The organism is Alicyclobacillus sp. CIJ1 (assembly GCF_057538885.1).
In genome coordinates, this window is sequence record NZ_BAAJPH010000134.1 from 95,379 (window position 1) to 117,218 (window position 21,840).

Here is a 21,840-nt window from a genome sequence, read left to right on the forward strand (position 1 = left end):
CGAACGCATAGCTCACTCGAATGAATTCCACCTGTTGCGCTCAATTCCTGCCGCCGCGGTCGTCGAGCGCGCAAATTTGGGCGGGCGCACCAACGCCATAAGGCCCGGTCCTGGTTTCTCCGAGAGTGTCCACGCGCGGAGCCCCTCGCTGCATGTCCTCTGGTGCCCGCCCGGGCGGGCGAATCCGCGGAAGGAGGAACGAGCGATGGCACAAACGAGCCTCGCACTCGGCACGACGTTGCAGCTGCAGACGCAGTCGGGCACGCGCGCCAATGGGCAACCCAAACTGAAGGTGCACAAGTTCAACCACGTGTCGCCGCAGGCGGCGGACGAAGATCTGCTCGCGGTCGGCCTCGCGTTGGCGCAGCTCATCGATGAGCCGCTCGTGCAGGTGGAGCGGGTGGATGTGGCGCTCCTGACAAACGCGCCCACTGGCGGAAGCGGCGCGGGCACAGGGGGTTCCGGTGGCAGCGGCTCCACTGGCGGCACGGGTTCCGGCGGGCAGGGGCCGAGCGCGTGAACGCGAAGCCCGACGGAGATGGGCGTGGATTCCGATTTGAATGGACAGGAGGCGCGTCGATGGCCGCGAAGGTATCACTCCACTTGATGTTCATGACGGATCGAAACAAGAAGGTTCGCATCGCGATTCCCAATCCGAAGCAGCCGGTCGATCCGACCGCTGTGCAGAACGCTGCGCAACTGATTGTGGAAAAGGGCGTCTTTGATCTGCCGCAGGGCAAAATTGTGCAGGCGCTCCCGGCGGAACAGACGCAGACGGACACCTCGAGCGTGTCGTAAAACGGCAGCCCTCCCCGGCGGCTTCGCTGCCAGGGAGGGCCGTCTCATGGGGGCGGAAGCCGTGACTGGCCGTTCCCGCCCATGGCCTCGTCGACGGCGTCGAGGAGGCGCTGCGCGAGGCACTCGGGGCTCTCGGCCTCCACCACGGCTCCGCCGACCAGGGCGAACGGCCCGCGCGCGCACAGGCCGCACTGCTCCACGCATGCGTATTTCCTCACCGTCACGCCCGGGCGCTCGGCCCGGACGCGATGGATGGCCTCTCGCACCCCCGTTGGGGCGTTTTTCACGCACCATTCCAGAACCACGCTCATGCCTATCTCTCCCGGCGCCTGGCCTTCACGTGCCTCCACGCCCAGTACAGGCCGGCGGCCATCACAAGGCTCACCGTGATCCAGCTGAGTCCTGACTGCACGTGCTTCATCACTTCGTCCATATTTTCGCCGAACCAGTAGCCAAACGCGAGCCAAGCCCCGCACCAGACCATCGAACCGACGATGGAGTAGAGTGCAAACGTCGCGTACGGCATGTCGGACAGCGCCGCGGCGTACGTGCTGAGCGAGCGGATGCCGGGCAGAAAGCGGCCGGGGATGAGGACGAGCCAGGCGTAGCGATCCAGCAGGCCGCCGGTATGCTGAAGGCGCGTTTCATTGAGGAGGCGCAGTCGGTAGAGCGGGTTCAACAACAGCGATTCGAAGCGGCGCGTGAGGAGAAAGACGATGGTCACGCCGGTGAAGTACCCGAGCGCGCTGAGGCTGAAGACGGCGGGCGCCCGCATGGTTCCGAGGGCAATGGCGTAACCGTAAAAGGCCAGAAACACGTCGCCTGGAAACGGGAGGCCGAGGCCCTCCATCACCATGGCGGCGTACGTGCCTGGATAGCCTAGCAAGAGGAGGCCTGCGTTCAGCGACTGCAGCATCTCCCGGATGGCGTCCACATGTCCACCCCGCTTCCGTCGTGGGCCCAAGGCCCTAATGGATGTCTATGGACAAGAAGCGCGGCTCATGATTGACGCAGACCTCGGCGGCTGTCATTGTTATGGTATTGGCAAAGGCAACGACTCGGCGCGCTGGAAGGAGGGGATGTCGGGATGGACGAGTTCGCGCTGATTCGCTCGCTTGTCGCGAAGCTGCCGTCGCCGGGCGCGGACGTGTTGGTCCCCATCGGCGACGATTGCGCGGTGGTGGAGGGCAGTGGCCGCTTGGCCATGACGACGGACGCGGTTGTCGAGGGCGTGCACTTTCGGCGCGATACGATGTCCCCGCCGCAGGTGGGCTATCGGGCCATCGCGGCCGCGGTGAGCGACATCGCGGCCATGGGCGGCCAGCCTGCCTGGATCACGGTCGCGCTCGCCGTCCCGCCCTCTTGGCCCCAGGACGACGTGGTGGCTATCTACGACGGCGTCGCGGAGGCGGCCGCGGCTTTCGGCGCGAGCGTCGTCGGCGGGGACGTCGTCTCCACCCAAGGTCCGCTCTGGATGTCCATCACGGCCGTGGGCCGTGTCGAACGGCCTGTCACGCGCGCCGGCGCCAGACCTGGGGACGTGTTGTTTGTCACCGGCAATCTCGGCGGGAGCGCCGCAGGGCTCGACATCCTGCTCGGCCGGCGGGCCGGATCGGCCATCGCGCAGGCGGTTCTCGTCGATCGGCACCGGCGCCCCACACCGCGCATTGCCTTCGGCCGGGAGGCGGCGCGCCTGGGCGCCACGGCGCTCGACGACATCAGCGACGGTCTGGCGAGCGAGCTGAACGAAATCGCCGAGGCGAGCGGCGTGCGGCTTTTGTTCGAGGGCGATCGCGTCCCGATTCAGCCGGAGGTCACGGAGTACGCGCGCGCGGTAGGCAAGGATCCTCTGGAGTACGCGCTCTTCGGCGGGGAGGATTACGAGCTCGTGGGCACGGCGCCGCGAGACGTGTTCGCGCGGTTGCTCGCCGTCGCTCCTGTCGTGGGCACTCCCCTGACGGCCATTGGGCGGGTCGAGGAGGGCGACGGCGTGGTGATGCGCCGAGACGGAAAGCTCTCCGTGATTGCGCGCAGAGGATACAATCATTTTGAGAGGTAACGGACGCATGGAAGCACGCGAATGGCGCGTCGATGACGAGTTGGCGATGAAGCGCCTCGGCGAGCGCCTCGGCGCGCTTCTCGCGCCGGGCGACGCCGTGCTGCTCGAGGGGCCGATGGGCGCGGGCAAGACCACCTTCGCGGCGGGCGTCGGCGCGGGCGCCGGCGTGGCGCAGCCGATGACGAGCCCCACTTACGTCCTGCGGCAAGAGCATCGCGGCCGCTTCCGCGTGGCGCACTACGATTTGTACCGGCTGTACGCCGACCCAAAACGCCCGGAGACGCTTGACCTTGAGAGTGTCTGGGCCCTGGGGCTGGACGACGATCTCGCGGGCGGCGCCATTCTCCTCATCGAGTGGCCTGGGCCGCTCGCCGAGGAGATGGAGGCGTATCTCCGGATCATCCTCCGTCCCGAGGGCAGGGCGCGCACCGTGCGCGCGGAGGCTTTTGGAAAGCGCCCGGAATCGATACTGAAGGAGTGGACGGCTTCATGAGCGTGATCGCCATGGATACTGCGACCGACGTGTTGGCGCTTGCAGTCGCGGACGAGGACGGGAGGCTGATGTCTTCCCTGGTGGAGTTTCTGCCGCGGGCCCACTCGCGCCTGTTGCAGCCGTCGCTCGGCCACCTCTTGGCCGGCGCGCGCATGAACATTCACGACGTCAAGCTGTGCGTCACCGGCGTCGGCCCCGGCAGTTACACCGGCGTCCGCATCGCAGTGGCGGCGGCGAAGGCCATCGGGCACGCGTGCGGCATCCCCATCGTGTCTGTGCCGACGGTCGACGGCATGGCCATGGCGCTGGCCTGCGCGGAGGGCCAACGGTTCGGCGCGTTCATGGCGCTCATCGACGCAAGGCGGGATCGCGCCTTCGGTTGCTGGTATAGACTGGAGGACGGGCGGCTGTGGGCGCAGTGCGAGCCGACGGTACAGGCGCTCGCCGACTGGTTTGCCATCGCGGACAGGGAGCGGGCGTCCATCGTGGCGAGCGGCAGGCGCCTCGGCGATTCCGCGGAGGCGCAGGGCGTGCGGGTGCGGCCGTGGAATGAGATAGCCCCGATGATGCCGACGGCGCTCGTGCGGCTCGGGCTGTCGGGATCGTACGAGCGATTCGAGGGCGAGCGCGTGCACGATCTCGCCCCGCTCTACGTGCTGCCCACGGAGGCCGAGGCCAAGCTCGGCGCGAAGGGAGAGGGCGGCGAGTGAGCCCGGCGGCGTTCGATCCGCAGAAGCTCTCCATCCGCCGCATGATGCTGAAGGATCTCGACGACGTCATGCGCGTGGAGACGCGATCGTTCACGGCCCCGTGGTCGCGGCAGGCGTTCGTGGGCGAGTTGGTGGAGAACCGGCTCGCGCGCTACGTGGTGGCGGAATACGACGGGCGCGTGGTGGGCTACGCCGGCTTCTGGATGATCATGGACGAGGGGCACATCACGAACATCGCGGTCGATCCCGACTTCCGCGGGCTGAAGCTGGGCGAACGGCTGCTCGAGGCCATCATGTCGATGTGCATGGCCCTCGGCGGCCGCAAGATGACGCTCGAGGTGCGGGTCACGAACCACGTGGCGCAGAATCTGTACCGGAAGTACGGCTTCGAGCGCGTGGGCGTGCGCAAGGGCTACTACACGGACAACAACGAGGACGCGCTCATCATGTGGGTGGACCTCCCACCCAAGGTCATGCGCGACAGAGAGGTGCAAGCATGAACATCCTCGCCATCGAGACGAGCTGCGACGAGACATCCGCGGCCGTCGTCGCGGACGGGGCGCGCGTGCTCGGCCAGGTGACGGCGAGCCAGATGGAGATTCACCGCCAGTTCGGCGGCGTGGTTCCCGAGGTGGCCTCGCGCCGCCACGTGGAAGCCATCACGCGCGTGGTGGACACCGCGCTCGGGCAGGCGGGACTTGGGTTTTCCGATCTCGCCGCCATTGCGGTCACCATGGGGCCGGGACTGCTCGGCGCGCTCCTCGTCGGGGTGGCTGCCGCCAAGGCGTACAGCCTCGCCACAGGGCTTCCCATCGTCGGCGTGCATCACATCGCCGGGCACGTCGCGGCCGCCATGTTGGAAGAGCCGGATCGACCGGCCGTGCGGCCGCCCTTTTTGTGCCTGGTGGCCTCCGGCGGCCACACGGAACTGTACGAGGTGGATGTGTCGTTTCGGTTCACGCGCCTTGGCGGAACGCGCGACGACGCGGCGGGCGAGGCGTACGACAAGGTGGCGAGGCTGCTCGGCCTCGCCTATCCCGGAGGACCCGAGGTGGACAGGCTGGCGCGCCAGGGCGATCCGGCGCGCTTTTCCTTTCCGAGAGGACTCTTGGACGATCCGTCGCTCGACTTCTCCTTCAGCGGCATGAAGACGGCCGTGCTCGTGGCGCTCGACAAGATCAAGCGCCACGGGCAGGCCGTGCCTGTGGAGGACGTCTGCGCCAGCTTTCAGGCGGCCGTGATCGAGGTGCTCGTCGAAAAGACGCGGCGCGCGGTCCGGATGACCGGCCACAGGACGGTGGTGGTGGCGGGCGGTGTGGCGGCGAACCGCGGGCTGCGCGCGGCCATGCGCGCCATGGCGGCGGAGGAAGGGCTTCAGGTCTACTTTCCGTCACCAGAACTCTGCACGGACAATGCGGCGATGATTGGGGCGGCCGCGTATTTCCGCGCGCGGGAAGGGCGTTTCGATACGCTCGAATTGGGCGCGTACGCCGACCTGACGCTGGACGAATGGCAGAGCGGGCTTTATCCCGTCGACTGAACAGCATTCGGTGCGGCAGTGGGCGAGGCTTCGGCCTCGCCTTGGTGTTGAATGGGGCACCGCAGGGCGGGTGGACGAACGCGCAGCTGTGCCATCGCGAACAGCCGTTCTTGTGTATAACTCGGGCATATCGCGCTGTGGATGTTGTGGAAAGGTGTCGAAAAGGCTCGAAACGGTCGGGATCGAGCTTGTGGATAAGTCGGTGGACAATGTGGATAACTGAACATTGTCCGCATTCGAACGGGCGCTTCCCGACGAAATCTTTCTAGCCGTGCCAGTCCTCGAGCGCTTTTCGCAGTTCCTCGAGTTCCAGCGATTTGGCTTCCCACTGCTCGAGCGCGCGCTGATACTCCGCTTCGAGGCGCCGGTAGCGCGCGTCGAGTTCGCGCAGGCGCTCAATGTTCTGCGCCACCGCAGCTTCGCTCTGCTCCTGCGCCACCTGTTCCATCTCTCGCTCCATCTGGTGTGCGGCCTCTTCCCAGCGCGCGATCTCGGCCTCCAGCTTGCGCGCCTCGCTGGAGCGGATGCGCCGCCGTGCCGGTGGCTCTTCCGCGACCTCCTGCGTCTCATTGTCGCCTGCCTCGGTTTCGTCCTCCGCGCCTTCGATGCGCCTGAGCCGCTCGTTCTCCATCACCTTCTCCAAGTAGTCGGTGTAGTTGCCGATGTACCACTCCACGCCGTCCCGCGTTAACACCGCGACGTGCGTTGCAATCTGGTCGATGAAGTAGCGATCGTGCGAGACGAAGATGACTGTGCCGTCGTACTCTTCGAGCGCCGCCTCGAGCGCCTCTTTGCTTGGGATGTCGAGGTGGTTGGTGGGCTCGTCCATGATGAGGACGTTGGCGCCGCTCTGCATGAGCAGGCACAGCCGGAGTCGGCTCTGCTCGCCGCCGGAGAGCGCGCGCACGGGTTTGAACACCTCCTCTCCTCGGAACAAGAACTGCGCTAAGAGCTTTCGCACGGACGTGTGATCGAGGTCCGGGTAGGCGTTCCATACGACGTCGATGACGCGCTCGTCCGGCGGAAGCCCCCCGTCCTCCTGCGCGTAATAGCCGAGATCGACGCCCTGGCCAAAGCGGAACCAGCCTTCGATGGGCCGGAGTTCCCCGACGAGCGTGCGAAGAAGCGTCGTCTTGCCGGCGCCGTTCGGGCCGAGAATGGCGAGTCGCATGCCGCGCTGCACGCGGAAGCTGATGTGGCGCGCGAGCGCCTGGCCGCGATGGCCAATGGCGAGATCGCGCACCTCGAGCACGTCCTCGCCCGAGGTGCGCCGCACGGAAAACCGCATCCAAAGCGACGGGTCGTCCGCGGGCGGGCGTTCCAACCGCTCCATGCGCTCGAGCATCCGGCGGCGGCTCTGTGCCCTTCGGTGCGTGGACGCCCGCGCGATGTTCCGCTCGATGAACGCCTCCATCCGGGCGATCTCGTCCTGCTGCGCCTCGTATCGCCGCCACATCTCCTCGCGCTCGGCGGCCCGCATCTCCAGGTAGACGCGATAGGGCCCTGGATAAGCCCTCGTCTGTCCGCCCTCCAGCGCCACCGTGAGGCGCGTGACGCGATCGAGAAAATACCGGTCGTGGGAGATGACCACGAGCGACATCTCCCCGTGCGACAAAAAGTCCTCCAGCCAGGCGAGGGTGTCCATGTCGAGGTAGTTCGTGGGCTCGTCGAGCAAAAGGACGTCCGGGCGAGCCGCGAGGAGCCTCGCCAGGGCGAGCCGCGTCCGTTGCCCGCCGGAGAGCGCGGAAATGGGGACGTCGTACATCTCGCTCGGAAAGTTGAGCCCGGCGAGGACGCGGCGGACGTCCGTCTCCCACTGGTAGCCGCCGAGGGACTCGAAGCGCCGCGTCTTCTCCTCGTACAGGTGCGCGATATCTGCAAACCGCGCCTCGTCTTCATACAGCGCCGGATCGCTCATCTGTACCTCGAGCGCGCGCAGTTCGCGCTCCAGTCGCTGAATGGGCCGCTTCGCCTCGGCGACGAAATCGTACACGCGCATGTCGTCCCCACGGCCGATGAACTGCGCGACGTAGCCAAGTTCCACACCGCTCTTCACGTACACGCTGCCTTCGTCCGGCGCCTCTTCCCCCGTGAGAATGCGCAGCAGGGTCGACTTGCCCGCGCCGTTTGGGCCCACAAGGCCGATTTTGTCGCCCTCGCGGACGGTCATGGAAGCCCCGCGCAGCACCTCCATCCCGTCGTAACTCTTTTTCACTCGATTCGCTTGCAAAAGGATCATACGTACGCTCCTTTGTCCATACACTCTAGCAGCCAAGTTCGGACGAGGTGGGGAGGCTCCTTCATGTCCAGCGCGTCGTTCCCGTTGCCGCAAGGCTTCACCTGGCAATATGACCTCATCGTGTGGCTGCAGTCGCATCACTCGGTCGTCCTGGATCGGCTGGCCGTGGCGTTTTCCTACTTGGGCAACGAGTCGTTCTATTTTGCCGCGCTGCCCGTCCTGATGCTCGCCGTCGATCGCGTCCTCGGAATGCGGCTTGCCTACGTGTTTTTCACCAGCATGTACCTGAACGCGTGGCTCAAGTCCTATTATCACATCGCCCGGCCCATCGGTGTGCCTGGGATTCGGTCCGGCGACATTCGTTCCGCGACGGGGCTGTCGATGCCGAGCGGCCACGCGCAGGGGACCATGACGTTCTTCACGGCCTTCGCGATGTGGCTGCGCCGCCCGCTGTGGCTCCTTCTCGCCATTTTCCTGTCGGTCGCCGTCGGCATCTCGCGCGTCTATCTCGGGCTTCACTGGCCGATGGATGTGGTCATCGGCTGGGTAGCAGGACTTGCCATTGGCTTTTGCGGCTGGCAGATTGGGCGGTGGTGGACGTATCGCGGTATCCCGTTTGGCGTCGCCCTGGCGCTCGCCGTCCTCTTCCCGGCCGCGCTCCTCGTCCTCGCGCGCGACGTCACGTCGGCGGTCTACGCGGTGTTTCTGCTCGTGGGCGGTGTGGGTGCAGCGCTCGAGAAGCGGTTTCTTCGCACTTCCCTCGATCCCGTCCTGTGGAAGCGCGTGGCAGCGGGCGTGATCGCGCTGGGGGGTGTGGTTGCGGTACAATTGGCGGTACAAGCGCATCTGGAGGAGCCCTTGTGGCAGTACGCGCGTGCGGCGGCTCTGGCCGCCTGGGCCACCGTGCTCGCGCCGTGGCTGTTTCAATTCCTCGGACTGTACACGCGGGAGGCAGATTCCCATCGAGATGGATAAGCAGGCGCTGCGCCAACAATATCGCGTGAAACGAGCCGCCATCCTCCCGGACGCGAGGCGCCGTCAGGAGGAGGCCATCTGCGCACACGCGCAGGCGTGGCTCCGCGAGCTTTCCACCAACGGATTTCTCGGGCTGTATGCGGCTGTCCACGGCGAGGTCGATCTCGCCCCATTGGCCGAGGCACTGCTTCGGGAAGGCGCGAGCGTCGCCTTCCCGCGCGTGGAAGGGCCGGCGCAGATGGAGTTCTGCGCTGTCCAGTCCCTCGCGGATCTGCATGCCGGCGCGTACGGCATTCCGGCGCCCGGGCCTCGCGCCCCGGTCGTCCCGCCCGGCGAGATGGCGGCCGTCCTCGTTCCGGGCCTTGCGTTTGCGGCAGACGGCACGCGACTTGGGTACGGTGGCGGCTTTTACGATCGCTACTTCAAACGGCCGGAGGCGGCATCCATCCGGCGGATTGGCGTGTGTTTCGTCGAACAGTTGGCGGATGCGTTGCCTCGCCACCCGCACGACGTCCGCATGCACCAGCTTCTCACCGAGAGGGGGCTTGCGCCCTGCAGGTGGTGAAATGGGCCGCCGTGCTTGCGGGCGGTGCGTCGAGGCGGATGGCAGAGCGGGGGAATAAGCTTTTGCTTCCGCGAGAACCGGGCGGGATTCCGATGGCCGGCCACGTCGTGCGCGTGGCGGAATCGGTCGCTCCGCGCGTCGCCGTGCTCTATGCGGACGAGTCTGTGCGAAGCGCTGTCGAGCCTTGGCTGACGGGCGAGATCGCCTGGATGAAAGACGAGGAATGCTACCAGGGGCCGCTCGCCGCGCTCGGCCGCTTTGCGGCGCGCGAGCCTTCGGACGTCTCGCCGCTCCTCGTGCTGGCGGGGGACCTGCCGGGGATTTCGACGGACGCTGTGCGGGCGCTCGTGGACGCGTTGACGCGCACCGGTGCCGACGTTGCCGCCGCGGAGCGCGAGGGGAGGATGCAGCCGCTCGTTGCTGTCTACGCGGAGCGCGCGGTGCGAGCTATCGCGGATGCCGCCGCGCGCGGGGAGAAGCGGATTCTCAAGGCTCTTGAGGGGCTTTCGATTTGTACCGTCGCGTTTGACGATGCCTGGGCCGTCCGGCCGGTGCACCGGCCGGAGGACTACGAGGCGTGGCTGAAGAGGGAGGGAAAGGCGTGATCCGGCGAGAAGTGCCTGTCGAAGAGGCCATTGGCCTGGCGCTCGCGCACGACATGACGCGCATCGTGCCCGGAGAGTTCAAGGGGCGCCAGTTTAAGCGGGGCCACGTGGTGCGCGAGGAGGACATCCCGGTCCTGCTCGACATGGGGAAGCGGCACCTGTACATTCTGGAGCTCGAGGCGGGCGAGTTGCACGAGGACGATGCGGCCGTCCGCATGGCCCAGGCCATCGCGGGCGAGGGCGTCGAGCTCTCCGAGGTCTCGGAGGGCAAGGTCATCCTCCGCGCGAAGCGGGACGGCATGCTGTGGGTGGACGCGCGGCGCGTGACGGCCATGAACACCATCGACGAGATCTCCATCGCCACCAAGCGGCCGTTCCAGCACGTGACGCGGGGGACAAGCCTCGCCGCCGTGCGCCCCATTCCGCTGGTCATCGCCGAGGACAAGGTCCGCGCTGTGGAGGTCATCGCGTCGCAGGCGCAGAAGCGCGCCGTGATCGACGTGTTGCCGTATCAGCCCCAGAAGGTGCGGATTGTGACGACGGGCAGCGAGATCCTGCACGGGCGCGTGGAGGACAAGTTCGGGCCCGTGCTAAGGGCCAAGCTCGCGCGCTACGGCATCCAGGACGTGCACCAGGTGTTTGTCGGCGACGAGCGGGATCGGATTGCGGACGCCATCGTCGAGGCGTGCGAGAAGGGGGCGACGCTCGTGCTCGTCACGGGGGGGATGTCGGTGGATCCCGACGACCGCTCCCCGGGTGCTATCCGGGATGCCGCGACCGAGGTGGTGACGTACGGCACGCCCATGCTGCCCGGGTCCATGCTCATGCTCGCGTATCGGAACGACACGGCCATCTTCGGACTCCCGGGCGCCGTCATCTACGATCCCATCACGTCGTTTGATCGCCTTCTTCCGCGCGTCCTCACCGGGCTTCGCGTTCGCAAGCGGGACATCGCCGTCCTGGGCGTGGGTGGCTGGCTCAATGCGTGACGCGGAGGGGCCTGTCATCCTCGGCATTGCGGGCTTTTCGGACTCCGGCAAATCGTGTCTCGCAGAGGCCCTCGTCCAAGAAGCGGCGGCGCGAGGACTTCGCGTGGCCTACCTGAAGCACGACGGCCACGCGGACGAGGCGCCCGACGACTGGGAGAAGCTCGGATCCGACACTGCGCGCGCAGCGGCCGCCGGCGCGTCCGTGACGATGGTCGCGAGCAAGCGCGGCTTTCTCCTGCGATCGCGACAGGAGGGCGGATTTCCCGAGTGGTTCGCGGCCATCCGCGCTGTCGCGGATGTGGACGTCGTGATCGCAGAGGGAGGCAAGCGGGCGGCGCACGCGAAAGTTGCGGTGGTGCGGGGCGAGGGCGAGTGGACACAGCTGCTCGCCGCGGGCGCCGTGGCCATCGCGGCGGTCGTCTCGCCCGATTGGGCGCCCATGAGGTTCCCAGTGCCGGTGTTTCGGCCTCATCAGGCAGCGGATCTCCTGGCGTGGTGGCAAGAACGGTGGCGCCAGGGCGCGCTCGACGCGCCTATGGTTCCCGAATGACGGTCTCAACCGAGTCTTTCGCGGTCGGCGAAAAAAAGTTGAATTCCCTGTTGCACTCTCGCAGCGAACCGATTATCATAGTCCATGGTGTTAGCACTCACCGAGCGAGAGTGCTAACAAAGGTTCGGAACTACATCTCGTAAGGAGGTCGTTCGCAATGTTGAAGCCGCTCGCTGATCGCGTGGTGGTCCGTCCGGTGGAGCGTGAGGAAAAGACCGCTAGTGGGATTTTCCTGCCGGACAACGCGAAGGAGAAGCCGCAGGAGGGCGAAGTGATCGCCGTTGGCCCGGGGAAGCTCGATGAAAAGGGCAACCGCGTGGCGATGGAGGTCAAGGTCGGCGATCGCGTCATCTACTCGAAGTACGCGGGCACTGAGGTCAAGGTGAACAACGAGGAGCTCTTGATCCTGCGCGAGAGCGACATCTTGGCGATTGTCGAGAAGTAATGCCGGATTGACGTGAAAAGCGCTCCATGAACGGAACATTCCACAGTCGTCAGGGAGGTATGCAACATGGCAAAAGAGATTCGCTTTGGTGAAGAAGCTCGCCGTGCGATGATGCGCGGAGTCGATGCGCTTGCGGATGCGGTCAAGGTAACGCTCGGGCCGAAGGGCCGCAACGTGGTGCTGGAGAAGAAGTTCGGATCTCCGCTCATCACGAACGACGGTGTGACCATCGCGAAGGAGATCGAGCTCGAGGATCCGTATGAGAACATGGGTGCTCAGCTCGTGAAGGAAGTCGCGACGAAGACCAACGACGTCGCGGGTGACGGTACGACGACGGCGACGGTGCTGGCGCAGGCGATGATCCGCGAGGGTCTGAAGAACGTCGCTGCCGGTGCGAACCCGATGGTGCTCCGCCGCGGCATTGAGAAGGCCGTGACGGCTGCGGTCGAGGAGCTGAAGAAGATCGCGAAGCCGGTCCAGGGCCGCAAGAACATCGCGGAGGTTGCTGCCATCTCGGCTGGTTCGAACGAGATTGGCGAGCTCATCGCGGATGCGATGGAGAAGGTCGGCAATGACGGCGTGATCACCGTCGAAGAGTCGAAGGGCTTCACGACTGAGCTCGAGGTCGTCGAGGGTATGCAGTTCGACCGCGGCTACATCTCGCCGTACATGGTGACGGACGCGGACAAGATGGAGGCCGTGCTGGACGAGCCGCTCATCCTCATCACCGACAAGAAGGTCTCGAGCATCCAGGAGATCCTGCCGGTGCTGGAGCGCGTCGTGCAGGCTGGCCGTTCGCTGCTCCTCATCGCCGAGGATGTAGAGGGCGAAGCGCTCGCGACCCTCGTGGTCAACAAGATCCGCGGTACGTTCAACGCCGTGGCCGTCAAGGCGCCTGGCTTTGGCGATCGCCGCAAGGCCATGTTGCAGGACATCGCCATCCTCACGGGTGGTCAGGTCATCAGCGAGGAGCTTGGGCTTGAACTGCGCAACACGACGCTGGATCAGCTCGGCCGCGCTCGCCAGGTGCGCGTGAGCAAGGAGAACACCATCATCGTGGACGGCGCTGGCGACAAGTCGGCTATCCAGGCTCGGATCAATCAGATCAAGGCGCAGATCGAGGAGACGACCTCCGACTTCGATCGCGAGAAGTTGCAGGAGCGCCTCGCGAAGCTCGCGGGTGGCGTCGCGGTCATCAAGGTCGGTGCGGCGACCGAGACCGAGCTCAAGGAGAAGAAGCTCCGCATCGAGGACGCGCTCAACTCGACGCGCGCGGCTGTCGAGGAGGGTATCGTGCCTGGCGGTGGCGTTGCGCTCGTCAACGTCATCAAGGCGCTCGACAACGTGCAGGCTGAGGGCGACGAGCTGACGGGCGTGAACCTCGTCCGCAAGGCGCTCGAGGCTCCGGTGCGTCAGATTGCGGAGAACGCGGGCGTCGAAGGCTCCATCATCGTGGAGCGCCTGAAGACGGAGCAGCCGGGCATCGGCTTCAACGCGGCGACCGGCGAGTGGGTCAACATGTTCGAGGCCGGTATTGTCGACCCGGCGAAGGTGACGCGCTCCGCGCTGCAGAATGCGGCGAGCGTCGCGGCGACCTTCCTCACGACCGAAGCTGCGGTTGCCGACAAGCCGGAAAAGGAGAAGGCTCCGGCTCCCGGCGCGGGCATGGGCGACATGATGTGAGCATTCACCGGGACATCCAGGCATCCGAAGGGGCGACCCTTCGGGTGCCTTTTCGCTTTTTCTAAGACGACGGCGAAGGCGGCTCCCTCTTCGCGTAGGGCTCCCCCTCATACCCCGCCGCGATTGTGAAATCAGGGTTTTCCCGGATGGTCGGAAATCGCGGGCAGGAGTAGGTTTGGAGATGAAAAGGCTTTCACAAGAGGAGGGAGCCCCATGCGCTATCCCATCGTCATCGCGGGCGGCGGAACCGCGGGGATTTCAACAGCTGCGCGATTGCTTCGGGAACACCCAAGTTGGCGGGGACAGGTGGCCATCATTGAACCTGCCGACAAGCACTACTATCAACCGCTCTGGACCCTCGTGGGCGCGGGAGCGGCACCGCGGGAGGTTACAGTGCGCGATGAAGCGTCGCTCATCCCGCCGGGTGCGGTATGGATTCGCGATGCCGTGGTCGCGTTCCACCCGGAGCAGGGCGAAGTGGAGCTCGCTTCTGGAGACACCGTGGCCTACGATGCACTCGTGGTCTCCATGGGGATACAAATGGACTGGCACAAGATCAAAGGACTCGAGGGCAACATGGGCCGCAACGGGATCTGCAGCAACTACACCTATGAATACGTGCAAACGACCTGGAGCGCGCTGCAAAACTTCCGCGGCGGCAACGCCGTGTTCACCATGCCGGAGACCCCCATCAAGTGCGGCGGCGCGCCGCAGAAGATCGCTTACCTCGCGGACGACTATCTGAGGAAAAAGGGCGTTCGTCACAAAGCGCAGATCCACTACGTCACCGGAACGCCCACCATCTTTAGTGTGAAGAAATACGCCGACGCGCTGACGAAGGTGGTCGAACGCAAGCAGATTCATCCGCACTTCAAGCACCGCCTTGTCGAGGTGAAGGCGGACGACAAGGTCGCCGTGTTCGAGAACCTGGACACGGGCCAGACCATGGCCCTCGAGTTTGAGCTGTTGCACGTGGTGCCGCCGATGAGCGCGCCCGATGTCATCAAGCAAAGCCCGTTGGCCAACGAAGCTGGGTGGGTCGACGTGGACAAATTCACCTTGCAACACGTCCGCTTTCCGAACGTCTTCAGCCTTGGCGACTGCTCGAGCCTCCCCACGTCGAAGACGGGTGCGGCCATTCGCAAACAGGTGCCCGTGTTGGTGAACAACCTGACGGCCTACCTGAAAGACCGACCGATCGAGGCCGAATATCATGGCTACACCTCCTGCCCTCTGGTGACGGGCTACGGCAGACTGATCCTCGCCGAGTTCGATTACAGCCACGAGCCAGAGGAGACCTTCCCGTTCGATCAGGGCCAGGAGCGGTTCAGCATGTACGTGCTCAAGAAGTCGTTCTTGCCGGTCCTGTACTGGGACGGCATGCTCAAGGGCCTGATGTAGGCGTGGGGGGTGGGATCATGGCGAACAACCATACGGTCGAAGTCAATGGGGCCCAACGAGCCCTTGGCGATCCGGATTTTCAGGCGAAGTTCGTGCGCGTGATCGAGCGCTTGGCCGAGTGGGACGAGGCGCTCGGCAACTTGCCCACCGCCATCGCGTTCGGACGGGAACTGGTGCAGGATCGGGAATCGATCCGCTACCTGATGGAGTCGGCGTCGGAAGAGATTCCGCTGCGCGTCGATCGCGACACGCTCGTAGCGCTCGCCGAAGTCTTGAACGCGCTTCCGACCCTCGCGGAGCTCATGCGGCCCCTCCTGCAGTTCGCCGAGTTTGCGAAGGCGGTACTCGAGGACCGGGCGTCCGTCGAGTATCTGTTCGCGAGCCTCACATCCGAGTTCGAATCGATGCAGCGGATGATCGAGGAGGCGCGCATCATCGCGCGCGAGGCCGGACGGATCGCCGCAGAGGACCGCACGCCCGTGACCGTCTGGTCGCTGCTCCGCCTGCTGAAGGAGCCCGTCGTTCAGAAGGGCCTGCGTTACGCGAAGGCTTTCGTGCAGGTGGCTCAGGAGCGCGCCGACGCGCCAATGATCAAGAGCCTGTGAAGGGCGGACGCCATCGCGTCGAGAACAGAAACAGATGGGGAGAGGATGGGTGACATGTACCTTCGCCGTTTCTACGATGAAGGGTTGGCGCACGCTTCCTACCTGGTCGGCTGCCAGGAAACGGGCGAGGCCTGCGTGATCGATCCCGCCCGCGACGTCGAGCCGTATTTGCTCACGGCCAAGCGGGAGGGGCTGCGCATCGTCGCTGCACTCGAGACGCATATTCACGCCGATTTCGTCTCCGGGGCCCGGGAGCTGGCGGATCGCGCAGGTGCGGCCATCTGCGTGTCAGACGAGGGCCCGCCGGAGTGGAAGTCCGAGTACGTCAAGGCGTACCCACACCGGCTGTTGAAGGACGGCGACGAGCTTCACTTTGGAAATGTGCGGATCGTCGTGATGCATACGCCCGGGCATACGCCGGAACACGTCTCGTACCTCCTGTACGACGGCAAGACCTCGCCGGACGTGCCTATGGCGCTTTTTTCCGGAGACTTCGTCTTTGTGGGAGACGTCGGGCGGCCGGATCTGCTCGAGCGCGTGGCGGGCGAGAGCGGTAGTTCGGAGGCGCTCGCTCGCCAGATGTTCCGCTCGCTGCGCAAATTTGAGGCGCTGCCCGATCACGTTCAGGTGCTGCCGGCCCACGGCGCGGGCAGCGCGTGCGGCAAGGCGCTCGGCGCCGTCCCGTCGTCCACGGTCGGCTACGAGAAGCTGGTGAACTGGGCCCTTCAGCACAAGGACGAGGACGCGTTCGTCAAGGCGCTGCTCGCCGGGCAGCCCGAAGCGCCGGTCTACTTTGCCCGCATGAAACTGGTCAACAAGGTGGGGCCGCGCCTGCTCGCGGAACTGGGCACGCCCGAGCGCGTGGACCTGTCGCCGGAGAAGCTTCGCGCGTGGCGAGAGGGCGGCGTGGTGCTGGATGTGCGGCCGACGGACGCGTTTGCGAAGCGCCACTTGGCCGGAAGCCTCAACATTCCCTGGAACAAGTCGTTCGTCACGTGGGCGGGGTGGCTTCTTCCCGCCGATCGGCCCATCCATCTGCTGGCTGCGGACGGGGTGGCGCCTGACGTGATCCGCGCGCTTCGGTCCATCGGCATCGATGACGTGGTGGATTGGACCGAACCGGCCGCGGTGGAGCGCGCAGCGCCGGACGACGTCGCGTCCTATGCGAACGTGTCGCCCGACGAGGTGCACGGAGCGCTCGCGCAGCAGGGGCTCTGGCTTCTGGACGTCCGCAACGCCGACGAGTGGGCGGGGGGTCACCTGCCGCAGGCTCACCACATTCCACTCTCGAAGCTCGCGGCTCACATCCACGACGTGCCACGCGATCAACCGGTCTACGTGTATTGTCGGACGGGCGGTCGATCCGCCATCGCCGCGAGCCTGCTTCGGGCCCATGGCGTGGGGGATGTGCGCAACATGGTGGGCGGATATGAGGCGTGGCACGGCAAGGGTTTCCCTGTTGAGGCGTGATGTCGTAAGGTAGAGGAAACTCGGGTGGCGAGGGTGGTGGGGGTGGCCACCAGAACGATGGGCTACAGCACGGAACGGCTGCGGCAACTGTTCAATGCGCTTAACGACGGGATTATCGTCATGGACAAAGACCGCATCATTGTTTTCATCAATCCATCGGCGACGCGCATGACGGGTTGGGAACTGGGCGATTGGATCCCGTATTGCAGGTATTGTGAAGCGCGCGAGGTGGGAGCGGGTGAAGAGCGGTGTTTTCTCGCCGGTCAGACCGAAGTCTCGTATTTTGAGTCAGAACTACCGACGAAGGATGGGGCCTATGTCCCCGTCGGCATGAGCCGCACGTTTCTTGAACCGTCTGGCGGCGAGGCCAGCCGCGACATGGTCATTGTCATCCGGGATGTCACGCGCGAGCGGCAGGCGAAGGAGTTGGAGATGCGAGCGCGGCTGAACCGCATGACGCTCGAGGTGCAGGAACAGGAGCGCAAGCGCATCTCTCAGGAGCTGCACGACGGGGTGAGCCAGTCGCTGTACGCGGTGGATCTCGGCATGGAGCACCTCAAGCGCCAGGCGCCACCTCGTCTGCACAGGGCGCTCGACGACCTGCGCGCGCAGGTCAAGCGGTGCTCGCAAGAGGTTCGCGCGCTGTCGCACACGCTGTATCCGTCGCTCCTGTATGATCTCGGCCTCAGCGCGGCCATCCGCATGTTGAGCGACGAGATGTCGACAAGCGGCTGTCGGATCGAGGTCAGTCTGAACAAGGAGTGGCCCGGTGGCGATCTCGGCGGCATCGCGATCCACGTGTACCGCATTGTGCAAGAGGCGGTGCACAACGCGATTTCACACGGGCGGGCTCGACACATTCAGATTCACATGACGTGCGCCGAAATGTGCGAAGTGGAAATTCGCGACGACGGGTGTGGCTTCGACGCGGACCAGATCAAGCTGCTACCCGGCTACGGGTTGAAGAACATGCGCGAGCGCGCATCTGCGCTGCATGGGGTGCTCGAGATCGAGAGTCGGCCTGGGCAAGGTACGCGTGTTCGCGTCATCTTTCCCAATCCGCTCGGCTGAGGAGAAGGGGGCGAATCGGTATGGCTCACACGCGCGTGGTCATCGTCGACGATCACGCCTTGGTCCGCCAAGGTCTGCGCCTGATCCTGCACGGCGTAGCCGGGATTGAGGTGGTGGGGGAGTGCTCGTGCGGCGAAGACGCGCTCAAAGCCGCGATGAAAGATCGGCCCGACGTCATGCTGATGGACGTGCACATGCCTCAGGGGCTGGACGGGATCACGACCGCGCGTCACCTCCGCCAAATCGCCCCTCAGGTCCGGGTCATCATGCTGACGATGTTCGACGATCGCGCCCATGTGGAAAAGATGTTGGACGCTCGCGTCTCCGGCATTGTGTTTAAGCACGACGACTCGAGCGAGATTGTGGCTGCAATTCAGCACGGCCAACCAGGGCGTCCCTATCTTTCCCGCAGGTGGGGACAGCGCGCGAATGCTGAAGCCGTCAGCCCCTCGCGAACGGCGGAACGGCTGTCGCCGCGGGAGACCGAGGTCCTTGTGCTCCTGGCGCAGGGCTACACCAATCGAGAGGTGGCCGACGCGCTGCACATCAGCGTCAAGACGGTGGAAACACACCGCCAGCACATCATGCGCCGGATCGGTCTGCATTCGAGAGCGGCGCTCGTCAGGTACGCCTATCAGAACGGCCTTGTGGATCCGCCCGTGCCTGGCGCCACGGAAGATCATCGAGGAGGCTGAGCCGCCTTCGCACGCTGAGCAGCGCGAGAGGCGCCCTAAGCACGTTCAGTGCCTGGGGCGCCTCGTCTTGTCTCACGAAAGGCTCACAGTCCGCTCCGACTTCTCCTCGCGCAGCGCCTCGCGCAAGCTGCGAAGGGCTTTGCGGAACGCCTTGGTCTGTTCGAACGTCACGCCGTAGGTCTTCAGCTCCTGAAGCTGTTTCAATCGGCGCTTCGCCGACTTGTACGCGGCGCGCTTTTCCTCATAAGACCTGCGCGGATCCCGTTGGATCTCTACAGCGTCCAAAATGGATTGAAAGCACATCCGAGCCTGCGTGACAAACTCCGTCTGGCACATCATGCAAAACTGGAGATCCGACGGCATTTTGCACCGCTTGCATCGGCTCGCACTCTTGGGGAAGGGCCTCTTGCCGTACAGGGGTATAGGTTCAGGGTTGAGGGCTGACAGCGAGATCTCCTCGGTGTCCCTCGCCACGTGCGTATCCCTCCTTTGGTCGAAGGGCTTCGGCCTGTCCGGAGGCCGCTCCATCCGAGCCAATAGACGCATTCGCTGCGATGGAAGTTCATGCACTGGACTCGAGCTCTTCGGCGCCGTCTCTTCCTTGGATCCTATCACAAGACCCGTTCGATTGCGACGAACGGCGAGTGGCAGACGGGCGGGTTTGACCCTGATGGCCATAGGGAAGCGCGCGGTGGGGACCTTCAAGTACCCATCTCCTTCCAAATATGATGCCCGAGGCCGGATCGACAAGCGCGTCTCTTCTCTATCCACTATATGGCCCTTCGCGCGAGCTATGCGGATGTCGGCCCGTTTGTTAGAATCGGGAAGAAGACAAGACACGGGAATGGGGATTTCGACGTTGGCTTCGCGTCAGATCAAAGAAGTGGAACCGATGTCCCCGACGTTCGCGCGCCTGTGCGATGCCATCTCGTCCGTGGTCTTTGGCCACGAAGAGGCGGTTCATCTCGTCCTCTGCGCGCTCGTCGCGGGGGGGCACGTCTTGATGGAAGACGTGCCCGGCGTTGGCAAGACGACGCTTGCCATGGCGTTCGCGCGCCTCCTCGGCCTCACGTTGAGCCGCGTGCAGTGCACCTCGGACCTTCTTCCGGCGGATATCCTGGGGTACGCGATGTACGATCGAGAGCAAGGCGCCATTGAAATCCGCAAAGGACCCATCTTCAGCGAGATGGTGCTCGTGGACGAGTTGAACCGCGCCTCGCCACGCGCACAAAGCGCCTTCCTCGAGGCGATGGAAGAAGGCTCCGTCACGTTGGACGACAAGCGGTATTCGCTCCCTCGTCCGTTTTGGGTGCTCGCCACGCAGAATCCCCGAGAGTTCGAAGGCACCTATCCGTTGCCGGAGTCTGAGCTAGATCGCTTTCTGATGTGCATCGAACTCGGCTATCCTTCCATGGAAGATGAGATTCGCATGCTGGCGGCAGGCGGCGGACAAGCCCAGCTGGCGCGCCTCCAGCCCATCGCGACGTCGGCCGATGTCCTCGGCTGGCAGCGCGAAGCGGAGAACGTCTATGTCGATCCGGCGCTTCTCCGCTACGCCGTGCTGCTGGCCCACGCGCTTCGCAGTCATCCGCGCGTGCCGATGGGACCCAGCCCGCGCGCGCTGCTCGCGCTGATTCGCGCTGCAAAGGCTCGCGCCTACATACGGGGGCGAACGTACGTCGTTCCGGACGACGTACGCCATCTCGCCCGCCCCGTGTGGCGACATCGGCTTCGCCGCAACGCGGACCCGTGGATGGAAGATCCGTGGGACGAAATCCTCGAGGAGGTCTTCAACCAGGTCCCGGCGCCAAAGATCGGTGAGCCGCAATGACGACGGCCAATCGCAGGCTGTGGCTGCTGACGGCGCTGGTGTGTGTGAGCGCCGCCGTGACCTGCCTGGCGCTCGGCACGGGAGCGGTTGGGCTGCGCGCGCTGGGCGGTGCCCTCGACGCCCTCACTTTGTACGAGCTCTCGGTCGCGATGGCGGCGCTCGCCATCTCGAAAACGCGCGTGGAGATCCCGGCGCGCGCGTTCGCGGGCGACAGCGTGCGCATCGCGGTGGACATCTCAACGCGCGCACCTAGGCTCGGAAGGTGGGGGCGCCGCGCCGAGATCGCGCTCGAATGGAAGGACCATCGCTCCCCGAGTGAGGGTCTCAAATCGTTCGTCTGGTGCAAGGGACCGGATGGCTGGCGGGTCGAACTGGAGGTCCCTTCGCTCCGCCGAGGTCGATACGCGCTAAACGCGGTCCGCGTCCGCGTGAGCGATGCGTTCGGCCTCTTTTCCGTCGAACGGCGCCTGCCGGCCGAGGGCGCGATGGTGGTGTACCCCGAGCTCGTGCCCGTGGGCCACTGGGTGCGCGAGATCGAGCGGTGGATGCGAATCCATGGGATCAGAGAGCTCGAGGCCGAGGTTGCGCCGACGGGGGGCGTGGTGCCTTATCGCCCGGGCGAGCGGCTGAGTCTCATCCACTGGCCGACATCGCTCAGGACGGGAGATCTATATGTCCGAGAGATGGCATCAACGATTGTCCGTCCGTGGCGCATCGTCCCGTCGATCCGGCCCGGCGATCCGCCGCATCTGGCGGAACGCGCGCTGTCGGTGGTGCTCTCGCTCTTCGCCCATGGGCAGCGCGGGGGTCTACCGGTGGAATGCTTCATTCCCAGGGGCGAGGGTGAGCGGCTTGCGTGGCAGCGCTGCTGCACGTTCGACGAAGCGGGCGCTGCACTAGCCGAGGTTGACGTCTGCGCCGGCACGGCTCCGCCGATGAGCGAGGTGCCCGGCGGACGGTCCGGGACAATCTGGGTGACGGCGCGGGCTTCCGAATTGGGCGGATGGTCGAGGGGCGGGCGCGCGCTCGTGGTGTCGGCGGCGGACCGCGGAGAGCTCGGGAACGGGCGTGGTGTCGGGGTACGTGGGCCACAGCCGGCCGATGCTCGCGTCTAAC

General features: G+C 65.4%; 25 protein-coding genes. 21 read left to right on the top strand and 4 right to left on the bottom strand.

Going from position 1 to position 21,840, the window contains the following annotated elements:
- Window positions 1–205 precede the first annotated feature (205 nt).
- Together AC27E8_RS12185 and AC27E8_RS12190 are read left to right on the top strand one after the other, a co-directional pair.
- Window positions 206–520 (top strand): DUF1659 domain-containing protein, encoded by a 315-nt coding sequence (locus tag AC27E8_RS12185; RefSeq protein ID WP_487099008.1) that lies wholly within the window; start codon window positions 206–208, stop codon window positions 518–520.
- 59 nt (window positions 521–579) lie between these two features.
- A complete protein-coding gene (locus AC27E8_RS12190; protein ID WP_012809796.1) occupies window positions 580–798 on the top strand; it encodes a DUF2922 domain-containing protein in 219 nt (72 codons plus the stop codon).
- Window positions 799–842: 44 nt separating this feature from the next.
- On the opposite strand, the gene AC27E8_RS12195 is transcribed toward AC27E8_RS12190, so the two are convergent.
- Both AC27E8_RS12195 and AC27E8_RS12200 read right to left on the bottom strand, forming a co-directional pair.
- On the bottom strand, window positions 843–1,109 hold the full coding sequence (locus AC27E8_RS12195) for a YuzB family protein (protein WP_487099009.1): 267 nt from the start codon (window positions 1,107–1,109) through the stop codon (window positions 843–845).
- A 2-nt stretch (window positions 1,110–1,111) separates the two neighbouring features.
- Window positions 1,112–1,732 (bottom strand): DedA family protein, encoded by a 621-nt coding sequence (locus AC27E8_RS12200; RefSeq protein ID WP_014463362.1) that lies wholly within the window; start codon window positions 1,730–1,732, stop codon window positions 1,112–1,114.
- Between the two features lie 153 nt (window positions 1,733–1,885).
- Between AC27E8_RS12200 and thiL the strand changes: the two genes are divergently transcribed.
- Genes thiL through tsaD form a run of 5 tightly spaced genes read left to right on the top strand, consistent with a single transcriptional unit; the run spans window position 1,886 to window position 5,600 of the window.
- On the top strand, window positions 1,886–2,857 hold the full coding sequence (gene thiL / locus AC27E8_RS12205; RefSeq protein ID WP_487099010.1) for a thiamine-phosphate kinase: 972 nt from the start codon (window positions 1,886–1,888) through the stop codon (window positions 2,855–2,857).
- Between the two features lie 7 nt (window positions 2,858–2,864).
- Window positions 2,865–3,350: a tRNA (adenosine(37)-N6)-threonylcarbamoyltransferase complex ATPase subunit type 1 TsaE gene (tsaE, locus tag AC27E8_RS12210; protein ID WP_487099011.1), complete on the top strand. Its 486-nt coding sequence runs from the start codon at window positions 2,865–2,867 to the stop codon at window positions 3,348–3,350.
- On the top strand, window positions 3,347–4,060 hold the full coding sequence (gene tsaB / locus AC27E8_RS12215) for a tRNA (adenosine(37)-N6)-threonylcarbamoyltransferase complex dimerization subunit type 1 TsaB (protein WP_014463365.1): 714 nt from the start codon (window positions 3,347–3,349) through the stop codon (window positions 4,058–4,060). The genes tsaE and tsaB overlap by 4 nt, the downstream gene beginning before the upstream one ends.
- Window positions 4,057–4,560 (top strand): ribosomal protein S18-alanine N-acetyltransferase, encoded by a 504-nt coding sequence (gene rimI, locus AC27E8_RS12220; RefSeq protein ID WP_014463366.1) that lies wholly within the window; start codon window positions 4,057–4,059, stop codon window positions 4,558–4,560. The genes tsaB and rimI overlap by 4 nt, the downstream gene beginning before the upstream one ends.
- Entirely contained in the window at window positions 4,557–5,600 is a 1,044-nt protein-coding gene (tsaD, locus tag AC27E8_RS12225) for a tRNA (adenosine(37)-N6)-threonylcarbamoyltransferase complex transferase subunit TsaD (protein ID WP_487099012.1), read from the top strand. Before rimI ends, tsaD begins: the two co-directional genes overlap by 4 nt.
- Window positions 5,601–5,865: 265 nt before the next feature.
- Here the strand turns inward: tsaD and AC27E8_RS12230 are convergent, their stop codons facing one another.
- A complete protein-coding gene (locus AC27E8_RS12230) occupies window positions 5,866–7,839 on the bottom strand; it encodes an ABC-F family ATP-binding cassette domain-containing protein (protein ID WP_487099013.1) in 1,974 nt (657 codons plus the stop codon).
- Between the two features lie 63 nt (window positions 7,840–7,902).
- Here AC27E8_RS12230 and AC27E8_RS12235 point away from each other — a divergent pair, with 63 nt between their 5' ends.
- From AC27E8_RS12235 to AC27E8_RS12290, 12 genes are all read left to right on the top strand, one after another.
- Window positions 7,903–8,814 carry a phosphatase PAP2 family protein gene (locus AC27E8_RS12235; RefSeq protein WP_487099014.1) on the top strand — a complete coding sequence of 304 codons (912 nt, stop codon included), beginning with the start codon at window positions 7,903–7,905 and terminating at the stop codon, window positions 8,812–8,814.
- Window positions 8,807–9,379, top strand: a complete 573-nt coding sequence (locus AC27E8_RS12240; RefSeq protein WP_487099015.1) for a 5-formyltetrahydrofolate cyclo-ligase — start codon at window positions 8,807–8,809, stop codon at window positions 9,377–9,379. The genes AC27E8_RS12235 and AC27E8_RS12240 overlap by 8 nt, the downstream gene beginning before the upstream one ends.
- Entirely contained in the window at window positions 9,373–9,984 is a 612-nt protein-coding gene (gene mobA / locus AC27E8_RS12245; RefSeq protein ID WP_487099016.1) for a molybdenum cofactor guanylyltransferase, read from the top strand. Before AC27E8_RS12240 ends, mobA begins: the two co-directional genes overlap by 7 nt.
- Window positions 9,981–10,973, top strand: coding sequence for a molybdopterin-binding protein (locus tag AC27E8_RS12250; protein WP_487099017.1), 993 nt, complete (start codon window positions 9,981–9,983; stop codon window positions 10,971–10,973). Before mobA ends, AC27E8_RS12250 begins: the two co-directional genes overlap by 4 nt.
- Complete coding sequence (gene mobB / locus AC27E8_RS12255) at window positions 10,966–11,523, top strand: molybdopterin-guanine dinucleotide biosynthesis protein B (RefSeq protein WP_487099018.1); 558 nt, start codon at window positions 10,966–10,968, stop codon at window positions 11,521–11,523. The genes AC27E8_RS12250 and mobB overlap by 8 nt, the downstream gene beginning before the upstream one ends.
- Before the next feature lie 157 nt (window positions 11,524–11,680).
- On the top strand, window positions 11,681–11,968 hold the full coding sequence (groES, locus tag AC27E8_RS12260) for a co-chaperone GroES (protein WP_008336392.1): 288 nt from the start codon (window positions 11,681–11,683) through the stop codon (window positions 11,966–11,968).
- A gap of 66 nt (window positions 11,969–12,034) precedes the next feature.
- Window positions 12,035–13,651, top strand: a complete 1,617-nt coding sequence (groL, locus tag AC27E8_RS12265; protein WP_012809810.1) for a chaperonin GroEL — start codon at window positions 12,035–12,037, stop codon at window positions 13,649–13,651.
- 213 nt (window positions 13,652–13,864) lie between these two features.
- On the top strand, window positions 13,865–15,052 hold the full coding sequence (locus tag AC27E8_RS12270) for an NAD(P)/FAD-dependent oxidoreductase (protein ID WP_487099019.1): 1,188 nt from the start codon (window positions 13,865–13,867) through the stop codon (window positions 15,050–15,052).
- Between the two features lie 17 nt (window positions 15,053–15,069).
- Complete coding sequence (locus tag AC27E8_RS12275; protein WP_487099020.1) at window positions 15,070–15,657, top strand: DUF1641 domain-containing protein; 588 nt, start codon at window positions 15,070–15,072, stop codon at window positions 15,655–15,657.
- A gap of 54 nt (window positions 15,658–15,711) precedes the next feature.
- A complete protein-coding gene (locus tag AC27E8_RS12280; RefSeq protein ID WP_487099021.1) occupies window positions 15,712–17,127 on the top strand; it encodes an MBL fold metallo-hydrolase in 1,416 nt (471 codons plus the stop codon).
- Window positions 17,128–17,169: 42 nt separating this feature from the next.
- On the top strand, window positions 17,170–18,198 hold the full coding sequence (locus AC27E8_RS12285) for a sensor histidine kinase (RefSeq protein ID WP_487099022.1): 1,029 nt from the start codon (window positions 17,170–17,172) through the stop codon (window positions 18,196–18,198).
- A 20-nt stretch (window positions 18,199–18,218) separates the two neighbouring features.
- On the top strand, window positions 18,219–18,893 hold the full coding sequence (locus tag AC27E8_RS12290) for a response regulator (RefSeq protein WP_487099023.1): 675 nt from the start codon (window positions 18,219–18,221) through the stop codon (window positions 18,891–18,893).
- 72 nt (window positions 18,894–18,965) lie between these two features.
- Here the strand turns inward: AC27E8_RS12290 and AC27E8_RS12295 are convergent, their stop codons facing one another.
- On the bottom strand, window positions 18,966–19,367 hold the full coding sequence (locus AC27E8_RS12295) for a hypothetical protein (protein ID WP_487099024.1): 402 nt from the start codon (window positions 19,365–19,367) through the stop codon (window positions 18,966–18,968).
- A gap of 385 nt (window positions 19,368–19,752) precedes the next feature.
- Between AC27E8_RS12295 and AC27E8_RS12300 the strand changes: the two genes are divergently transcribed.
- Together AC27E8_RS12300 and AC27E8_RS12305 are read left to right on the top strand one after the other, a co-directional pair.
- Window positions 19,753–20,724: an AAA family ATPase gene (locus tag AC27E8_RS12300; RefSeq protein ID WP_487099025.1), complete on the top strand. Its 972-nt coding sequence runs from the start codon at window positions 19,753–19,755 to the stop codon at window positions 20,722–20,724.
- The gene (locus tag AC27E8_RS12305) at window positions 20,721–21,839 is read left to right on the top strand and encodes a DUF58 domain-containing protein (protein WP_487099026.1); all 1,119 of its coding nucleotides are present in this window, start codon (window positions 20,721–20,723) and stop codon (window positions 21,837–21,839) included. The genes AC27E8_RS12300 and AC27E8_RS12305 overlap by 4 nt, the downstream gene beginning before the upstream one ends.
- Window position 21,840: the final 1 nt, after the last annotated feature.

Coding starts and splice junctions, on each gene's coding strand:
- AC27E8_RS12280 (WP_487099021.1), top strand. CDS start 15,712: ATGTACCTTCGCCGTTTCTACGATGAAGGGTTGGCGCACGCTTCCTAC.
- AC27E8_RS12190 (WP_012809796.1), top strand. CDS start 580: ATGGCCGCGAAGGTATCACTCCACTTGATGTTCATGACGGATCGAAAC.
- AC27E8_RS12235 (WP_487099014.1), top strand. CDS start 7,903: ATGTCCAGCGCGTCGTTCCCGTTGCCGCAAGGCTTCACCTGGCAATAT.
- groL (WP_012809810.1), top strand. CDS start 12,035: ATGGCAAAAGAGATTCGCTTTGGTGAAGAAGCTCGCCGTGCGATGATG.
- AC27E8_RS12270 (WP_487099019.1), top strand. CDS start 13,865: ATGCGCTATCCCATCGTCATCGCGGGCGGCGGAACCGCGGGGATTTCA.
- groES (WP_008336392.1), top strand. CDS start 11,681: ATGTTGAAGCCGCTCGCTGATCGCGTGGTGGTCCGTCCGGTGGAGCGT.
- tsaE (WP_487099011.1), top strand. CDS start 2,865: ATGGAAGCACGCGAATGGCGCGTCGATGACGAGTTGGCGATGAAGCGC.
- AC27E8_RS12195 (WP_487099009.1), bottom strand. CDS start 1,109: ATGAGCGTGGTTCTGGAATGGTGCGTGAAAAACGCCCCAACGGGGGTG.
- AC27E8_RS12230 (WP_487099013.1), bottom strand. CDS start 7,839: ATGATCCTTTTGCAAGCGAATCGAGTGAAAAAGAGTTACGACGGGATG.
- tsaD (WP_487099012.1), top strand. CDS start 4,557: ATGAACATCCTCGCCATCGAGACGAGCTGCGACGAGACATCCGCGGCC.
- tsaB (WP_014463365.1), top strand. CDS start 3,347: ATGAGCGTGATCGCCATGGATACTGCGACCGACGTGTTGGCGCTTGCA.
- AC27E8_RS12185 (WP_487099008.1), top strand. CDS start 206: ATGGCACAAACGAGCCTCGCACTCGGCACGACGTTGCAGCTGCAGACG.
- AC27E8_RS12240 (WP_487099015.1), top strand. CDS start 8,807: ATGGATAAGCAGGCGCTGCGCCAACAATATCGCGTGAAACGAGCCGCC.
- AC27E8_RS12290 (WP_487099023.1), top strand. CDS start 18,219: ATGGCTCACACGCGCGTGGTCATCGTCGACGATCACGCCTTGGTCCGC.
- thiL (WP_487099010.1), top strand. CDS start 1,886: ATGGACGAGTTCGCGCTGATTCGCTCGCTTGTCGCGAAGCTGCCGTCG.
- AC27E8_RS12305 (WP_487099026.1), top strand. CDS start 20,721: ATGACGACGGCCAATCGCAGGCTGTGGCTGCTGACGGCGCTGGTGTGT.
- AC27E8_RS12275 (WP_487099020.1), top strand. CDS start 15,070: ATGGCGAACAACCATACGGTCGAAGTCAATGGGGCCCAACGAGCCCTT.
- mobB (WP_487099018.1), top strand. CDS start 10,966: ATGCGTGACGCGGAGGGGCCTGTCATCCTCGGCATTGCGGGCTTTTCG.